The sequence below is a fragment of the Paraburkholderia rhizosphaerae genome (genome assembly GCF_004366595.1).
GTDB lineage: Bacteria > Pseudomonadota > Gammaproteobacteria > Burkholderiales > Burkholderiaceae > Paraburkholderia > Paraburkholderia rhizosphaerae.
Window position 1 is genome coordinate 408,406 of the sequence record NZ_SORE01000001.1, and the last position, 15,352, is coordinate 423,757.

At 63.7% G+C, this 15,352-nt stretch carries 8 protein-coding genes; 4 read left to right on the forward strand and 4 right to left on the reverse strand.

The genetic code is table 11. The annotated features are described in order from the left end of the window. Positions 1-140 precede the first annotated feature (140 nt). Entirely contained in the window at positions 141-2,606 is a 2,466-nt protein-coding gene (locus BX592_RS33700) for a hypothetical protein (protein ID WP_166676291.1), read from the forward strand. Continuing rightward, complete coding sequence (locus BX592_RS01745; protein WP_166676292.1) at positions 2,587-3,645, forward strand: NAD(P)/FAD-dependent oxidoreductase; 1,059 nt, start codon at positions 2,587-2,589, stop codon at positions 3,643-3,645. The genes BX592_RS33700 and BX592_RS01745 overlap by 20 nt, the downstream gene beginning before the upstream one ends. 16 nt (positions 3,646-3,661) lie before the next feature. Here BX592_RS01745 and BX592_RS01750 read toward each other — a convergent pair whose 3' ends face one another. After that, positions 3,662-4,543 (reverse strand): aldo/keto reductase family oxidoreductase, encoded by an 882-nt coding sequence (locus BX592_RS01750; RefSeq protein ID WP_134189908.1) that lies wholly within the window; start codon positions 4,541-4,543, stop codon positions 3,662-3,664. Between the two features lie 131 nt (positions 4,544-4,674). Between BX592_RS01750 and BX592_RS01755 the strand changes: the two genes are divergently transcribed. After that, positions 4,675-5,583, forward strand: coding sequence for a LysR family transcriptional regulator (locus BX592_RS01755; protein ID WP_134189909.1), 909 nt, complete (start codon positions 4,675-4,677; stop codon positions 5,581-5,583). A 152-nt stretch (positions 5,584-5,735) separates the two neighbouring features. Then, positions 5,736-11,228, forward strand: coding sequence for a trifunctional serine/threonine-protein kinase/ATP-binding protein/sensor histidine kinase (locus tag BX592_RS01760; protein WP_243849238.1), 5,493 nt, complete (start codon positions 5,736-5,738; stop codon positions 11,226-11,228). On the opposite strand, the gene BX592_RS01765 is transcribed toward BX592_RS01760, so the two are convergent. The 3 genes from BX592_RS01765 to BX592_RS01775 form a co-directional block, all read right to left on the reverse strand. After that, the gene (locus tag BX592_RS01765) at positions 11,200-11,895 is read right to left on the reverse strand and encodes a hypothetical protein (RefSeq protein WP_243849239.1); all 696 of its coding nucleotides are present in this window, start codon (positions 11,893-11,895) and stop codon (positions 11,200-11,202) included. The genes BX592_RS01760 and BX592_RS01765 overlap by 29 nt on opposite strands. Continuing rightward, positions 11,879-14,380 carry a glycogen/starch/alpha-glucan phosphorylase gene (locus BX592_RS01770; protein WP_134189911.1) on the reverse strand — a complete coding sequence of 834 codons (2,502 nt, stop codon included), beginning with the start codon at positions 14,378-14,380 and terminating at the stop codon, positions 11,879-11,881. Before BX592_RS01770 ends, BX592_RS01765 begins: the two co-directional genes overlap by 17 nt. A 744-nt stretch (positions 14,381-15,124) precedes the next feature. After that, the gene (locus BX592_RS01775) at positions 15,125-15,343 is read right to left on the reverse strand and encodes a DUF2964 family protein (protein ID WP_134189912.1); all 219 of its coding nucleotides are present in this window, start codon (positions 15,341-15,343) and stop codon (positions 15,125-15,127) included. Positions 15,344-15,352 lie beyond the last annotated feature (9 nt).

Below are 15,352 nucleotides of genomic sequence, written 5' to 3' on the forward strand. Positions count from 1 at the left end.
GCTCGCGTTTTGCGTGGCGCCTGCCAACCATGGACTTAACCGCGTTCAATTCATCTACGGAATAGTCGACGCGCGGGCGGTGTTCTGGAAACAAGCCGGTGATCGCGATACATCGCGAGCCGCAACCAGAGGCCTTCGACATGATCGACATTGAAACTCGTGCGCTCGATGTTTTGCGAAAGTGGTTTGCGGCCGGCTGGGCGCCGGTGTTCGCACGCTTTAACATCGAGCCGGACTTCAACGCGCCGCTCGACGTGCTGCGCGATTCATTGCTGCAGCCTGTCGCCACGCTTGCCCGGATAGATCGCGACGATCCGCTCGTCAGCGATCTCGCCCCCGATGCGCATGCGGCGCTTTGCCCGAACGACCCGGCCAAAAGCATTATTTATCACGTGTGGGCCGGTGCCCATCCGACGCGTGGCCTCGAGCGCCCGTCGCTCGACGCACTCGATGTCATCGAAAATTACATCTATCTGCTTGGCGAACGCGAGCCGGCGCCCGACGGTCCGCTGGTGCCGATGGTGCTGGCCTATGCGTACCGCAATCGCGCCGCGACCGCGCATCGACGTCACGCGGACATGGTCTACTCGCGCGTGGCGATTACCCGTGTCGGCACGCGCGACGCCCGATTCGTTCCCGCGGAGCAAACCTGGGAGTCGTGGGCGGGTGATGGCTTTCGCGTCACGCGCGCACGCGTCGGCCTGTTTCTGTGCCGCATCGTCGATGGCGTGCCCGCTCACGTGTCGGTCCTCGACACCGTGCACGGCGATGCGCGCCGCAGTTTTGTATTGCCGGTTCGCAAGCTGTTCGAAGGCGCGCGCGTTCCCGGCAGCGCTTCTCCGGTGCGTTCGATCCGCTTTCGCGGCTACTTTCTCGGCGACAAACTCAAGCGCGTAATCGACGTCAGCGGCGCAAGCGTGCCACCGACGCTGGATGTGACGCGCGCGCCGTTCGTCAACGAAGCGCGCATCGAAGTGCCGACCGGTGCGAGCGGTGGCGATGCCGGTATCGAACTCGATGTATTCGATGGCGCATGCATCGTCGGTCCGCGGCCGCGCGCGCAACTGGTGTCGATCGCGATGCAGGAAGAGCAGATCGCACGGTTCACGGTCCCGCCGCGCGAATGGCCGCCGTCGCTATTGAGAGGGCACGGGATCGATGCGGGCAATCTGAGCTTGAACCGGCACTACACGTCGTTGCAGGTGCCATCGAGCAAGACACGTCTTGTGCTCGAAACCGCGTTTGCGCAGCTCGAGCACGTGTTGCCGGACGTGCTCGATCCGCTGCCCAAGGTGCGGCCTCGCGCCGCGCCGGAATACGCGAACATCCGGCACCGCGTCGAGCCCGATGGCCGCATTACAGTGCTCGGCAATACATTGCCGGCTGGCGAATATGAAGCGGTGCTCGACGCCGGCGGCTTCGAGGCAGCGATGTTCGACGACGGTGTCATGGATGGCGCGGTCTGGGCGGTGATCGATGGGGTGCCCAGTTCGGCGGCCTTCGTGCTCGTTACCGCTCCCGATTTCTTCCCGCGTGCCGATGAGGAAGACCTTCAGGTATGGAGTCAAACGCTGCCATTGCGCGCGGCGTCGCATCGATTCAAGGAAGGCGGGCCGGCGCCGCTATCGGCCGGGCGCTTCGTACCGAACCTGCTACTGAAGGACCCGTGGAGCGGCGAACCGCTGTTCGCAAGCACGGATAACACGGTGGCGGCACTGGTGTCGCGTCCGGTGAAGTCCGCCGACGACGCAAGCGATGCTCCGAAGGCCGCGCATTTCCCGCGGCGTGCTGGCGGTTTTCTTGCCGACAGCGCATCGAACGAGTTCGCGCCGGGTTGGGATGTGTCATACGACGAACTGAATGGCACCTACTACTACACGACACATGGGCTCGGTTCGCCGTTTCCGGAGGATGTGAAGTTCTGCGCGTCGGCCAACGCGTACTGGCCCGCTGCGTCGCCGGATGCCGCGCGCACGTTCGAGCGGCCCGGCATTCCGAGCGCGATCCCGATGCTTGACGACGAACTGGGCTTCCATCCGGACAGTCCGCACGGCGCGCCCGACTCAAAACCCGGTTGGGATGGCGAATTCGGTCCGTTCTTTCAGATGCGCGACGGCGTGGCGGGTGTCAATTCAGCGGATATTCGCCGCTCGGACTATGTGTACAACGCGACGCAGCACACGTTCGCGTCACGTGTATTCGATCTGTCGAGCGAGGAACTGATTCGGCGGATGGAGGCGTTGCGCGCGTGCATCGGCGTGATCCCGAAGGCCGGATCGGAGATGCCGTCGCTCACGCAGTACTGGATTGTCCGTGCGAGCGTCGTTCGAAATGCCGAGGCGGACGCCACGCACTATACGTTCGAGTTGTGCGTACCGGATAACGACCACGTGCAGCCGGTCATGTCAGACATCGTATCGAGTGCCGCTGCCGCGGGCTACTGGCGGCTATGGCGGCCCGTCAGCAAACGGATCAAGGCCGAGTGCCGTTTCGACGGCGTCGACGATCTCGTGCCGCGCGCAGTCCGCTATGCGTCTTATGACGAAACGATCGGCGCATATGGCGCCTGGCAAGAAGGGGAACGCGATGAACGAAGCAACATGTGATGTGCTGGTCGTGGGCGATGGTCCCGCCGGTTGCATGGCCGGCTTGACCCTCGCGCGCGCGGGTTTGCGATGCACCATGCTCGCGCCGCCGGCGCCGGCGAACCATCGAGGCGCGATCGATAGCGTGCCGCCGCTGGTGCCCGTGCTGCTCGAAGCAGCGGGTCTTGCCGCGCACCGGTTCGCCGACGCGATCGTCGGGCGTTTCAGCGGCATAGTCTCCGACGGGGTGGCGCGGCGGTTTTACGGCGAGACGGGCTTGTCGACGGAGCAGGGATGGCACGTCGAGCGCGGGCTATTCGACCGCGTGCTGCTGAACCATGCACTCGAACAGGGCCTGACGCTGCGGCGGGACCGCGTGACCGATGCGGCGTGCACAACGAAAGAGGTTGTGTTGCAGACCGCGAAGGTGCGTCATCGCGCGCGTTGGCTGGTGGACGCATCGGGGCGTAGCGGCTTGCTGCAGCGGCTGCTCGGTCTGGCCACGGTCACGCATGGCGCGCGGATGGTTGCGTGGCGTGGCGTGACACGGATGCAGCGTGTCGCCGATCCTGATGCGCAGCAGAAAACGGCGCTGGCGATGCCGACGTTTCACACGTCCAGCACGGGCTGGCTATGGCAGGCGTCACTCGACGACGGCGCGCTGGCGTGGACCTGGGCCGGTGACGCCAGTGACGCCGGCGATGCGAACGCGCCGCCGCCGGCGATGTACCCATTTACGACTGGAGCAGACGATGCCGTCACCGCGCGCGGCTTCGACGTGAGCTGGCGCCTTGTGCGCCCGGCCGGTGGCGCGGCGTACCGGATCGTTGGCGATGCCGCCGCGATGCTCGATCCGCGCAGCGGGCAAGGGGTGCTGTTTGCGCTATCGTCGGCGCTCGCGGCGGTGCGCTCGATCGTCGCTGTCGAGCAGGCGCCGCATTTGCGCGCACTGGAAGCGGCTGGCTATGACGCGTTCGTCGCGCAGGAATTTCGCCGCAAGAGCGATGAACTGACGCGGCGCATGCCGGCCCCGGCGAAAGAGGCCGATGTCACCGGTTAAGCGCAGCCGCTATTGATCATCCGTTCGCCTGCGACACACTCATCGCATCGAGTTCGGCGAGCGCCGTATCCGGCAATTCAAGCGTCGCCGCATCGACATTTTCGCGCAGGTGCGCGACCGACGATGTGCCCGGTATCGGCAGAATATTGGGCGATCGATAAAGCAGCCACGCAAGGGCGACCTGCCGCGGCGTCGCGCCGATGGTCTGCGCGACCTTCGCGAGCACCGACGACTGGATCGGCGTGAAACCACCGAGCGGGAAAAACGGCACGAACGCGATCCCTTTGGCCGCGAGTTCGTCGACCAATGCATCGTCTTCGCGCTGAACCACGTTGTACAGGTTCTGCACGCAGACGATTTCGACGATGCTGCGCGCCTCGGCGACCTGCGCCGACGTCACGTTGCTCAGCCCGATGTGACGCACGAGCCCTTCGCGCTGCAGTTCGGCGAGCGCGGTCACCTGTCGTTCGATCGAGCCTTCCGACGGTGCATGCAAATTACCGATGACCCGCAGGTTGACCACATCGAGCGCGTCGACGCGCAGGTTGCGCAGATTATCGTGGACCTGCTGCCGCAGTTCTTCCGGCTCGGACGCGGGCAACCATGCGGCGGCGTGGTCGCGGCGCGCGCCGATCTTCGTGACGATTGTCAGGTCGTCCGGGTACGGGTGAAGCGCCTCGCGGATCAGCAGATTGGTGATGTGCGGACCGTAAAAGTCGCTGGTATCGATGTGATCGATGCCGGCGGCCACCGCTTCGCGCAGCACCGCGATTGCGGCGCCGCGATCCTTAGGCGGCCCGAACACGTTCGGACCGGCCAGCTGCATCGCGCCGTAGCCCATGCGGCGCACCGCGCGTCCGGCGAGCGAAAACGTGGGCTTGGGGGTGAAGTTCGACATGACCGTGATCTCCGTGGCGGGTTGTGGAAGTCAGCGCTGACCTCGGCGTTGACGTTGGGCGCCAGTATGGGAGCGATCTTATTGTTAGATAATCCCATCCAGATCGAACGGGCTGTGCAAAAAGGTGAACAATGGCCACCGAGATGAATGACCTCGCCGCGTTTGTGTCGGTCGCGCGCGCCGGCGGGTTTCGCGACGCCGCGCGCATCAATGGCGTGTCCGCGTCGAGCCTCAGCACGGCGGTGCGCCGCCTTGAAGCGAAGCTCGGTCTGCGGCTGCTGAACCGCACGACGCGCAGCGTCGCCCCGACCGAAGCGGGCGAGCGGCTGATCGAAAAGCTGACGCCGCTGTTCAGCGAAATGGAGGCCGCGCTCGATGTGCTGAACGTGTTCCGCGACAAACCGACCGGCACGCTGCGGCTCAATGTGCCATCGGGTGTCGCGCGCATTGTGTTGCCGGATATCGTCACGCGGTTTCTGAAGACCTACCCCGGCATTCGTGTCGAAGTGGTGGTCGAAGACAGTTTTGTCGACGTGCTTTCAATCGGCTGCGATGCCGGCATTCGGTACGACGAAAGGCTCGAGCAGGACATGATCGCGATTCCAATCGGGCCGCGCGTGCAGCGCTTCGCGACCGCCGCCACACCGGCGTACCTCGACGCGCACGGCCGGCCCACGCACCCGCGCGAACTGCTCGCGCATGCGTGCCTGCGTGGCCAGTTCGCCGGCGGCGCGATGCCGACCTGGGACTTCGAGCGCGACGGCGAAGTGTTGCGCGTCGATCCGCCGGGGCCGCTGGTCGTGCGGCCCGGCATCGCAGTCGAACTGGCGATCAATGCGGCGCTGGCCGGTCTGGGCGTGATTCATCTGTATGAAGATCTGTTGCGCCCGCATCTGGATAGCGGGGCGCTCGAGCCGATTCTCGAGCGATGGTGGCAGCCATTTTCCGGGCCGTTTCTCTACTATCCAGGACGCCGTCATCTGCCCGCGCCGTTACGCGCGTTCGTCGATTTTCTGAAGGCAAACAACGACGCTCCCTAGACGGAACAGTCCCACCTCCTTTTTTTGTCATCTGTGGCAGACTAGGTTCCCGCGCTCGCCCGCCGATGCGGTCAAGGTGGTTCTTTCCGCGGCGCGGCAACCCTCTCGATGGCGGAGACCAGCAGTCGAACCTGACTTATGGGGTCTTTGCAGTGGTGGACAGTAGCTTCGAAGTCCTTGCAAACGACGGCGACCGTGCGTTTTGCCGGACCACGCGCACCAATCCCGATGGCACGCAAACGTCCGTGCTCACCGTGCGGCCCGCCGGCGAGCCGCCGAGCGCGGCCAGTCTCGATCGCGTGTCGCACGAATATGGTTTGAAAGACCAGCTGCACAGCGCGTGGGCAGTGCGTCCGCTCGAACTCGTGCGGCAAGGCGACCAGACCGTGATGGTCTGCGAGGACCCGGGCGGCGAACCGCTCGAACGTCTGCTGGGTACGCCGTTCGATAGCGCGCGTTTCCTGCCGCTGGCGGTTGGCATCGCAGCGGCGGTCGGCGAACTCCATCAAAGCGGCCTCGTGCACAAGGACCTGAAACCGGCCCATATCCTCGTCGACGAGGCAGCGGGCGCGGTACGGCTAACCGGCTTCGGGCTGGCCACTTTATTACCGCGCGAACGCCAGGCGCCCGAACCGCCCGAGACCATCGCCGGCACGCTCGCCTATATGGCGCCCGAGCAGACTGGCCGGATGAACCGCTCGATCGATGCACGCAGCGACCTGTATTCGCTCGGCATCACGTTCTATCAGATGCTGACGGGCACGCTGCCATTCACCGCAGCGGAGCCGATGGAATGGGTCCATTGCCATATCGCGCGCAAACCGGTTCCGCCCGATGTACGGAGCCGGCACGTCCCGGCGCAGGTGTCGCACATTGTGATGAAACTGCTGGCGAAGACGGTTGAAGAGCGCTATCAGACGGCGGCCGGCCTCGAGCGCGATCTGCGCCGCGCACTTTCCGCATGGCAGGCACGGCGCCGGATCGATCCGTTTCCGCCCGGCGAACACGACATCCCGGACCGGCTGCTGATTCCCGAAAAGCTGTACGGCAGGGAGCGCGAGATCGCGGTCTTGCTCGACGCGTTCGAGCATGTGGTTAGCGATGGAACGCCGCGGCTGCTGCTCGTGTCCGGGTATTCCGGAGTGGGCAAGTCGTCGGTGGTCAACGAGCTGCACAAGGTGCTGGTGCCGCCGCGTGGGCTGTTCGCGTGGGGCAAGTTCGACCAATACAAGCGCAATGTTCCGTACGCGACGGTCGCTCAGGCGTTTCAGTGCCTCGTTTCGCGGATTCTCGGCAAGAGCGACGAAGAACTGGGCCGGTGGCGCGCCGCGTTGCAGGAAGCACTCGGCCCGAACGGCCGGCTGATGGTCAACCTCGTGCCGCAGCTTGCGCTGATCATCGGTCAGCCTCCGGCGCCGCCCGACGTGCCGCTGCAGGACCAGCAGGCGCGCTTCCAGGCGGTATTCCGGCGGTTCCTCGGCGTATTCGCGCAGCCCGAACATCCACTGACGCTGTTTCTCGACGACCTTCAATGGCTCGATTCGGCGACCCTCGATCTGATCGAACATCTGATCACGCATCCGGAGGTACGTCACCTGTTGCTGGTCGGCGCTTACCGTGACAACGAAGTCGGCCCGGCGCATCCGCTTGCGCGCACGCTCGCGCGGCTGCGCGGCACGCGTGGCAGAGTCGACGAGATCGTGCTCGCGCCGCTCGGTCTTGGCGACGTTGGCCGGTTGCTTGCCGATGCGCTGCATCTCGACGCGGCGCATGTGCAGCCATTGGCCGAACTCGTGTTCGAGAAGACCGGCGGCAATCCGTTCTTCACGATCCAGTTCCTGCTCGCGCTCGCCGAACAGGCGCAGCTCGCATTCGACGCGGACGCGGTGTCGTGGACCTGGGATTTGCCGCGCATCCGCATGATGGGCTTCACCGACAACGTCGCGGACCTGATGGCGGCGAAGCTCGGCCGCCTGTCGCGCGATACGCAGCAGGCGCTCGGACAGCTCGCGTGCCTGGGCAACGTGGCGCGCGCCGATACGCTCGCGGTGGTGTACGGCGCGGCGGAGGAAACGACGCACGCGGCACTGTGGGACGCGGTGCGCGCGGGCCTCGTGCTGCGTTCGGACGGCACCTATACGTTTCTTCACGACCGGATCCACGAGGCCGCTTACGCATTGATTCCCGAGGGCGCGCGCGCCGGCGCGCATCTGCGGATCGGCCGCGCGCTGGCCGCGATCACACCGACCGACGAGCTCGACGACAGCATCTTCGATATCGTGAACCAGTTCGATCTCGGCGCGGCGCTGATCAGCACCGAGCCGGAGCGTGAACAGGTCGCACGGCTGAACCTGATGGCAGGCAAACGGGCCAAGGCGGCGAGCGCTTATCAGGCGGCGCTGCGGTATTGCCGCGCGGGGCGCGCGTTGCTCGCGCAAAACGAGTGGGAACAGTGCTACCGGCTGACGTTCGACCTTGAATTGAACGCTGCCGAATGCGAATACCTTAACGGCGAAATGGCCGCTGCGAACGCGCACCTCGCGATGCTGTCGACCCGCGCGCAGACGATGGTCGACCTTGCCGCGGTGACATGCATTCGCATCAATCTGTTCACGACGCTCGATCAGAGCGACTGTGCGGTCGAAGTCGGCCTCGAGTATCTGCGCAAGATGGGTGGGCGGTGGTCGCCGCATCCTGTTGCGGATGACGTGCTCGATACCTATCAACAGCTATGGCAACGGTTAGGGGCGCTCTCGAACGACGCGCTGCGCGACTTGCCGATGATGAAAGACCCCGAGCGCTCCGGCACCATGGATGTGCTGACCGTGCTGACTTCGCCGGCGCTGTTCAGCGATCCGGATCTGTTCCGGCTCGTGGTCAGCGAGATGGCGGTGCTGAGTCTCGAGCATGGCCATAGCGACGGTTCGTCGCTCGCGTACGCGTGGCTAGGCGGCGTGCTCGGCTCGTATCTCGGCGAATATGACGCGGGGTACCGCTATGGCCGCCTCGGGCTCGAACTGGTGGAGAAGCGCGGGCTCGATCGCTTCAGGGCGCGCGTGTACCTCGTGTTCGCCGTGCATATCTCGCACTGGATGGAGCCGCTGCACGTGTCGCGATCGTTTTTGCGGCGCGCGTTCGAAGCCGCGCTCGAAGCGGGCGATCTGTCGTACGCGTGTTATGCATGTGCCGATCTGGTCACGAACCGGATTGCCGCCGGCGACGCGCTTGCCGACATCGAGCGCGAAGCGATGCATGGGCTCGAATTCGCGCGCAAGGCCGGTTTTGGCCTCGTCAACGATGTGCTGATCGGGCAGCTGATGCTGACGCGAACGTTGCGCGGCCCAGTATCGCCGCAGGTTGCGGATGCCGACGCCGGGTTCGATGCGCGCAGCTTCGAGCAGCGTCTTGAGAACACGCCGCAACTGGCGATCGCGGCGTCGTATTACTGGATTCGCAAGCTGCATCTGGGCGTCTACTTCGGCGACGATGCGGCCGCCATTGCCGCAGTGGCCAAGGCGCTGCCGTTCCTGTGGACCACGCCGACGCAGTTCGAATGCGCGGAATTCCATTTCTACGCGGCGCTGGCACGTGCCGCGCATTGCGATTCGGTGACATCCGTCGAGCGCAGCCGGTTGCGGCAATCGATCGCCGAACATCATGAACGGCTGGCTGTGTGGGCGTCGAATTGCGCGGTCACTTTCGCGGATCGCGTCGCGTTGGTCGGCGCGGAAATCGCGCGCATCGACGGACGCGATATCGAAGCGTTGCGGCTCTACGAAGCCGCGATCGCGCTCGCACGCGATCGCGGCTTCATTCATAACGAGGCGTTGGCCAACGAGCGCGCCGCGCGGTTTTGCGAGGCGCACGGCTTGCGGTCGATGGCCGACGCATTCCTGCGCAATGCGCGGCGCTGTTACCTGAGCTGGGGCGCCGACAACAAGGTGCGGCAGCTCGATCAGCGCTATGCGCAACTGACCGCGGAAGGGTCCGCGCCGGGGCCGACCCGCACGATCCGCGCGCCGGTCGAACATCTGGATCTCGCGACCGTGCTGCGGGTGTCGCAAGCGGTGTCCGGCGAGATCGTGCTCGACAAGCTGATCGACACACTGATGCGAATCACGATCGAGCATGCGGGCGCCGTGCGAGGCCTGCTGATTCTGACGCAGGGCAATCAGCAGCGCATGGCGGCCGAGGCGGTCACCGTCGGCGACGCGATAACCGTACGGCGGCTCGATGAACCGTTGAATGCGCACGCGTTATCCGAAGCCATCGTACAGAAGGTGTTGCGTACGCATGAAGCGTTGATTCTCGACGATGCGACGGTCGATTCCGTCTATGCCGCCGATCCGTACATCCGCGAACGCGTGGTGCGCTCGGTACTCTGCGTGCCGCTCGTCAATCAGAGCAAGACCGTCGGCGCGTTGTACCTCGAGAACAACCTGACCGCGCGCGCGTTCACGCCGACGCGCATCACGGTGCTGCATCTGATCGCGTCGCAGGCGGCGATCGCACTCGAGAACACGCGGCTGTATCGTGATCTCGCGGAACGCGAAGCGAAGATCCGGCGCATCGTCGATGCGAACATCATTGGCATTTCGTTCTGGGACCTCGAAGGGCCGATCCACTCGGCCAACGACGCGTTCCTGCAGATTGTCGGCTATGACCGCGAAGACCTCGCCGCGGGCCGGCTGCGCTGGACCGATCTGACGCCGCCGGAATGGCGCGTGCATCATGACAGCAAGTGGACGCCGGAACTGAAGATGACCGGCAACGTGCAACCGTATGAGAAGGAGTATTTCCGCAAGGACGGTACACGCGTGCCGGTGCTGGTCGGCTCGACCACGTTCGACGAATCGCGCAATCAGGGCGTGTCGTTCGTGCTCGATCTGACGGAAAGCAAGCGCGCCGAAGAGACGTTGCGTGTGATGCAGTCCGAGCTTGCGCATGTGAACCGCGTCGCGACGATGGGACAGCTGACCGCGTCGATCGCGCACGAGGTGAACCAGCCGATCGCCGCGACGGTCTCTAATGCGGAGGCCGCGCTGCGCTGGCTGAACCGGCAGCCGCCCGATCTGAAGGAGGTGCGCGAAGCGACCGAGCGCATCGTCAAGGAGGGCCATCGCGCGGCCGATGTGATCGGCCGGATTCGCGCGCTGATCAAGAAGGCGCCGCCGGTGAAGGACCGCGTGAGCATCAACGATGCGATTCGGGATGTGTTCGAACTCGTGCGCGGCGAGATCGTGAAAAACGATGTGCTGGTGCGCACCGAGCTCTCCGCGGGCTTGCCGGTGATTTACGGCGATCGCGTGCAGCTGCAGCAGGTGTTGCTGAATCTGATCGTGAATGCGATTGAAGCGATGAGCGGCGTGGCGGACGGCGCGCGGCACCTGTCGATCACGACGCGCCACGCGGACGATTTCGACGGGGTGCACGTCGAGGTGCGCGATACCGGGCCGGGGTTGGATCTCGAGCGTGTGGATCTGCTATTCGAAACGTTCTACTCGACCAAGGCGAGCGGAATGGGCATGGGGCTCGCGATCTGCCGCTCGATTGTCGAGGCGCATGGCGGTAGCCTGTGGGCTTACGCGAATGAGCCGCGTGGCGCGGTGTTCCTGTTCACACTGCCCGTTGATGGCGCGCTTTAGTTTTCTTCGAAGACCACCACGCTGCGCGCATCCACGTGACCTTGGTCATGCTCGATCGCAATCCATTCTCCGGCCGCGGCGATGTCGCGCGGACTATCGAGCGACGTATCGACGATGCGCCGCCAGCCGCGTCCGCGCTCGAGCGATCGCGCGTGAAGCCGCCGACGTGCAGTTCGTAGATCACCGCGTCATTCAGGTCGCGCCACGGCCGCATCGCGAATGCGGGTAGCGGGTTTGTGACGATCGCACGGTTTGTCGTGTGCCGCGCGCGCGTGCGATCGTCGGCGGGGCGCCGGAGCCACAGGTCGGTCGCGACTGCGCGCGTGTACGGGTCGAGCAGCTCGTTGGCGGGGTCGAACGTGCGACCGGTGAACTGGGTGTCGCGCGGTCCGCCCATCCGCCGCGTGTAACACGTATGCGGTGGCAGATCTTCGGCCAGCACATGCCAGTAGAAAAAAGTGCGATTGTGCTCGGGTGACAGTGTGATCACCTGGAATGGTTCGCGGCTATCGGGCGCCGCGTATAAAAGCAGCTCGGCATGCGTCGCATGCCTGCAAAAGATGCTGAAGTTGACCCGTTCGGGCACGACCGTCGCGCCGGGCGGAAAGCGTGACGCGGCGCTATTCCGATAGCCGCTCGCCGGAAGGTCTTCAAAGCCGGCGCTCAAGAGCGATCCTCACCGGCTTGATGTTCCAGATCTGCGCGCAGTATTCACGAATTGCGCGGTCCGACGAGAACTTGCCCGAATGCGCGGTGTTGAAGATCGACATGCGGGTCCAGCGCCGCGAGTCCTGCCACGCGACGCTGACGTCCTGCTGGCGCGCGACATAGGCGGCATAGTCGGCCAGTACGAGGAACGGGTCGTGATTCACCAGGTTGTCGACCAGCGGGCGGAACATCTCGCGATCGCCGCGCGAGAAATGGCCGCTGCTGATTAATTCGATCACGCCATGCAGTTCCTCGTTGGCACGCGCGTAGTCGGCGGGCCGATAGCCTTCGCGCTTCACGCGCTCGACATCGTCTGCGGTGAGGCCGAACAAAAAGAAGTTTTCGTCTCCGACTTCCTCGCGAATCTCGATGTTCGCGCCGTCGAGCGTGCCGATGGTCAGCGCCCCGTTCATCATGAATTTCATGTTGCCGGTGCCGGATGCTTCCTTGCCGGCTGTTGAAATCTGTTCGGACAGGTCCGCGGCCGGATAGATGAATTGCGCGTTCTTGACGTTGAAATCCGGAAAGTACACGACCTTCAACTGCCCGTTGACGGCCGGATCGTTGTTCACGACTTCGGCCACGCCGTTGATCAGGCGGATGATCAGCTTCGCCATCGCGTAACCAGGCGCTGCCTTGCCGCCGAACACGAAGCAACGCGGCGGAACTGTCAGATGCGGATCGCGCCGCAGGCGCTGGTACAACGTGATGATGTACAGCGCGTTCAGGTGTTGCCGCTTGTACTCGTGAATGCGTTTGACTTGTATGTCAAATAGCGCGGCCGGGTCGACCACAATGCCTGTCGCGTTGCGAATATTGGCGGCAAGCAGCTCCTTGTTGGTGCGCTTGACGCGGCGCCAGCGGTCCTGGAACGCCGCATCGTCGACACAGGTGTCGAGTTTGCGCAGTCGGGTGAGATCGGTGATCCAGCCGTCGCCGACGGTTTCGTCCAGCAGCTTCGTGAGAGACGGATTGCTGAGCGCCATAAAGCGGCGCGGCGTAACGCCGTTGGTAACGTTATGAAAGCGCTCGGGCCACAGGTCGGCGAAATCGCGCAGCACGGTTTGTTCGAGCAGTTGCGTATGGAGCGCGGCCACCCCGTTGACCGCGTGGCTGCCGACGGTGGCCAGATGCGCCATGCGCACGCGCTTTGCGCCGCTCTCATCGATTAGCGACATACGCGCGAGACGTGCGTCATCGCCAGGATAGCGCAGGCGGACTTCATCGAGAAACCGCCGGTTGATCTCGTAGACGATTTCAAGCAACCGTGGCAGCAAGTTTTGAAACAGCGGCAAACCCCAGGTTTCGAGCGCTTCGGGCAATAGCGTGTGATTCGTGTAGGCGAGTGCGCGCCGCGTGATTTCCCATGCCTCGTCCCATGGCATGAGCTTTTCGTCGACCAGCAGACGCATCATCTCTGCGACCGCGATCGACGGATGCGTGTCGTTCAGCTGCGCGGTAAATACATCAGCAAGGCGGCCGACCGGCTCGCCTTTAAGCTCGAGCAAACGTAGGATGTCCTGTAGCGAACACGAGACGAAGAAGTACTGCTGAGCGAGCCGCAGGCGCTTGCCGGCATCTGGTTCGTCGTTCGGATAGAGCACCTTCGACAGCGTTTCGGATTTGACCTTTTCGTGTACGGCTTCGTAGTAATCGCCAGCATTGAAGTCCTGCAAGTCAAACGATTCGACAGCCTCGCTTTTCCAAAGCCTTAACGTGTTGCATGTGTTGACGCGATAGCCCGGTATCGGGGTATCGCAAGCTACGCCCTTGACTGTGTATGCCGGAATCCAGCGTACCCGAAGGCGCCCCTGTGCATCGGTTTGCTGTTCCGTACGGCCGCCAAAGTTCACATAGAACGCGACATCAGGAAGCAGGATTTCCCACGGGTTACCTTTTTGAAGCCACTTATCGGTGACTTCGACTTGCCAGCCGTCACAAATTTTCTGGTCGAAGATGCCGAATTCATAGCGGATGCCATAACCGATAGCGGGAACTTCAAGCGTCGCCAATGAGTCGAGATAGCAAGCCGCCAGGCGCCCCAGCCCACCGTTGCCAAGCCCGGGTTCTTCCTCGATTGCGAGCAGCGCTTCAAGATTGATGCCGAGCGCCTGCAATGCGTCGCGCGCATTACTTTCAATGCCAAGGTTGATCAGGTTGTTGCCGAGCTGCGGTCCGATCAGAAATTCGGCGGACAGATAGCACGCTACCTTCGCATTGCGCGTGACGTAGGTGTACATGCTGGCGACTCGGCGAGCCATCATCCGGTCGCGTACCGCATACGCGAGCGCCATATACCAGTCGTACGTCGTCGCAATCTCCGGATAGCGCGCTTGCAGACAGATCAGGTTATCGACAATGTCGCGTTTTAGCGCATCAATGCCAAGACCACTGCGAGCGGGCTCCGCGCTGGGCGCTGACGTGAGGGAGAGGGCTTCGTCCATGGGCAGTCCTTGTCCTTGCTGTCGAGCAGGTAGATCGTGCCGACCGACAGGTCATTGCATGCGCGTGATCGCGCGTATGCGCGGAATAAACCGGCGTTCGTTGCCGCCGAAGCGCGGCTTGCTGAGAGCCCGTTTGGGGATGCCTGATGATGCCGACGTCTGCTGTTGTTGCAGCGTTTTCCCGAGCGCGGACTGTATGCCGCGCAGGCGCTGTTCCGGTTTCGCCGGGCCGCGTCGCGCCTGCCGGCGGACACGCTCGATGCCATTTACGTTCGCTAGCCCCAAGGGCGTACCACAACGCAGCATACGTTACTATTCGTAGAAAGCAAGGCGCGATTCCGGCCCGTTTGCGCGTGCGTCGCGCTTGCTAGCCGGCTTCAGGAGACACGTTATGAACAACTCGTTCTCAGCCGTTTTAGCTGTCGCAACTTGCGTTGCGCTGAGCATCGCGCCAGTCGATTACGCGTCCGCGCAAACGGGTGGCGGCGTAACGAGGCATATGCAGAATGCGCAACGGTCCGCGCACGAAAAGGCTCGTGCAGCAAGAGGTGCAAGTGGGGCTGCAAGTGGGGCTGCAAGCGGTACCGCAAACGGCGCCGCGCAAAATCAGACGAAACTGCAAAAGGAAATGTCGCCGCCCGCGCCGGCCTCCGATGCGCATTGAATGCACGTCGTAGCGTCAGGCTCTCCCACCGCAATCGAAGTTGCCGCGATGCGCCGGCCTCGTCACGTTAGTGACACTTATTACAGCGCGCTTTTGTTTTTCTTCTCCGACGATCGTCGAAACGAGATCAGGTTCAGCGCGATCACCGCTATCGCGACGCCGACAAATATGGCGAGGGCGCCGTAGCGAAACTCAGTGATCCGGTCGTATAGCAACCCGTGAATCGTCGAATAAAGTCCGCCGAGCCAGACCATGACGCCCACCAGCGCAATCGCCACTCGTCTTTCGGATTTCTTCATCGCTGCCTC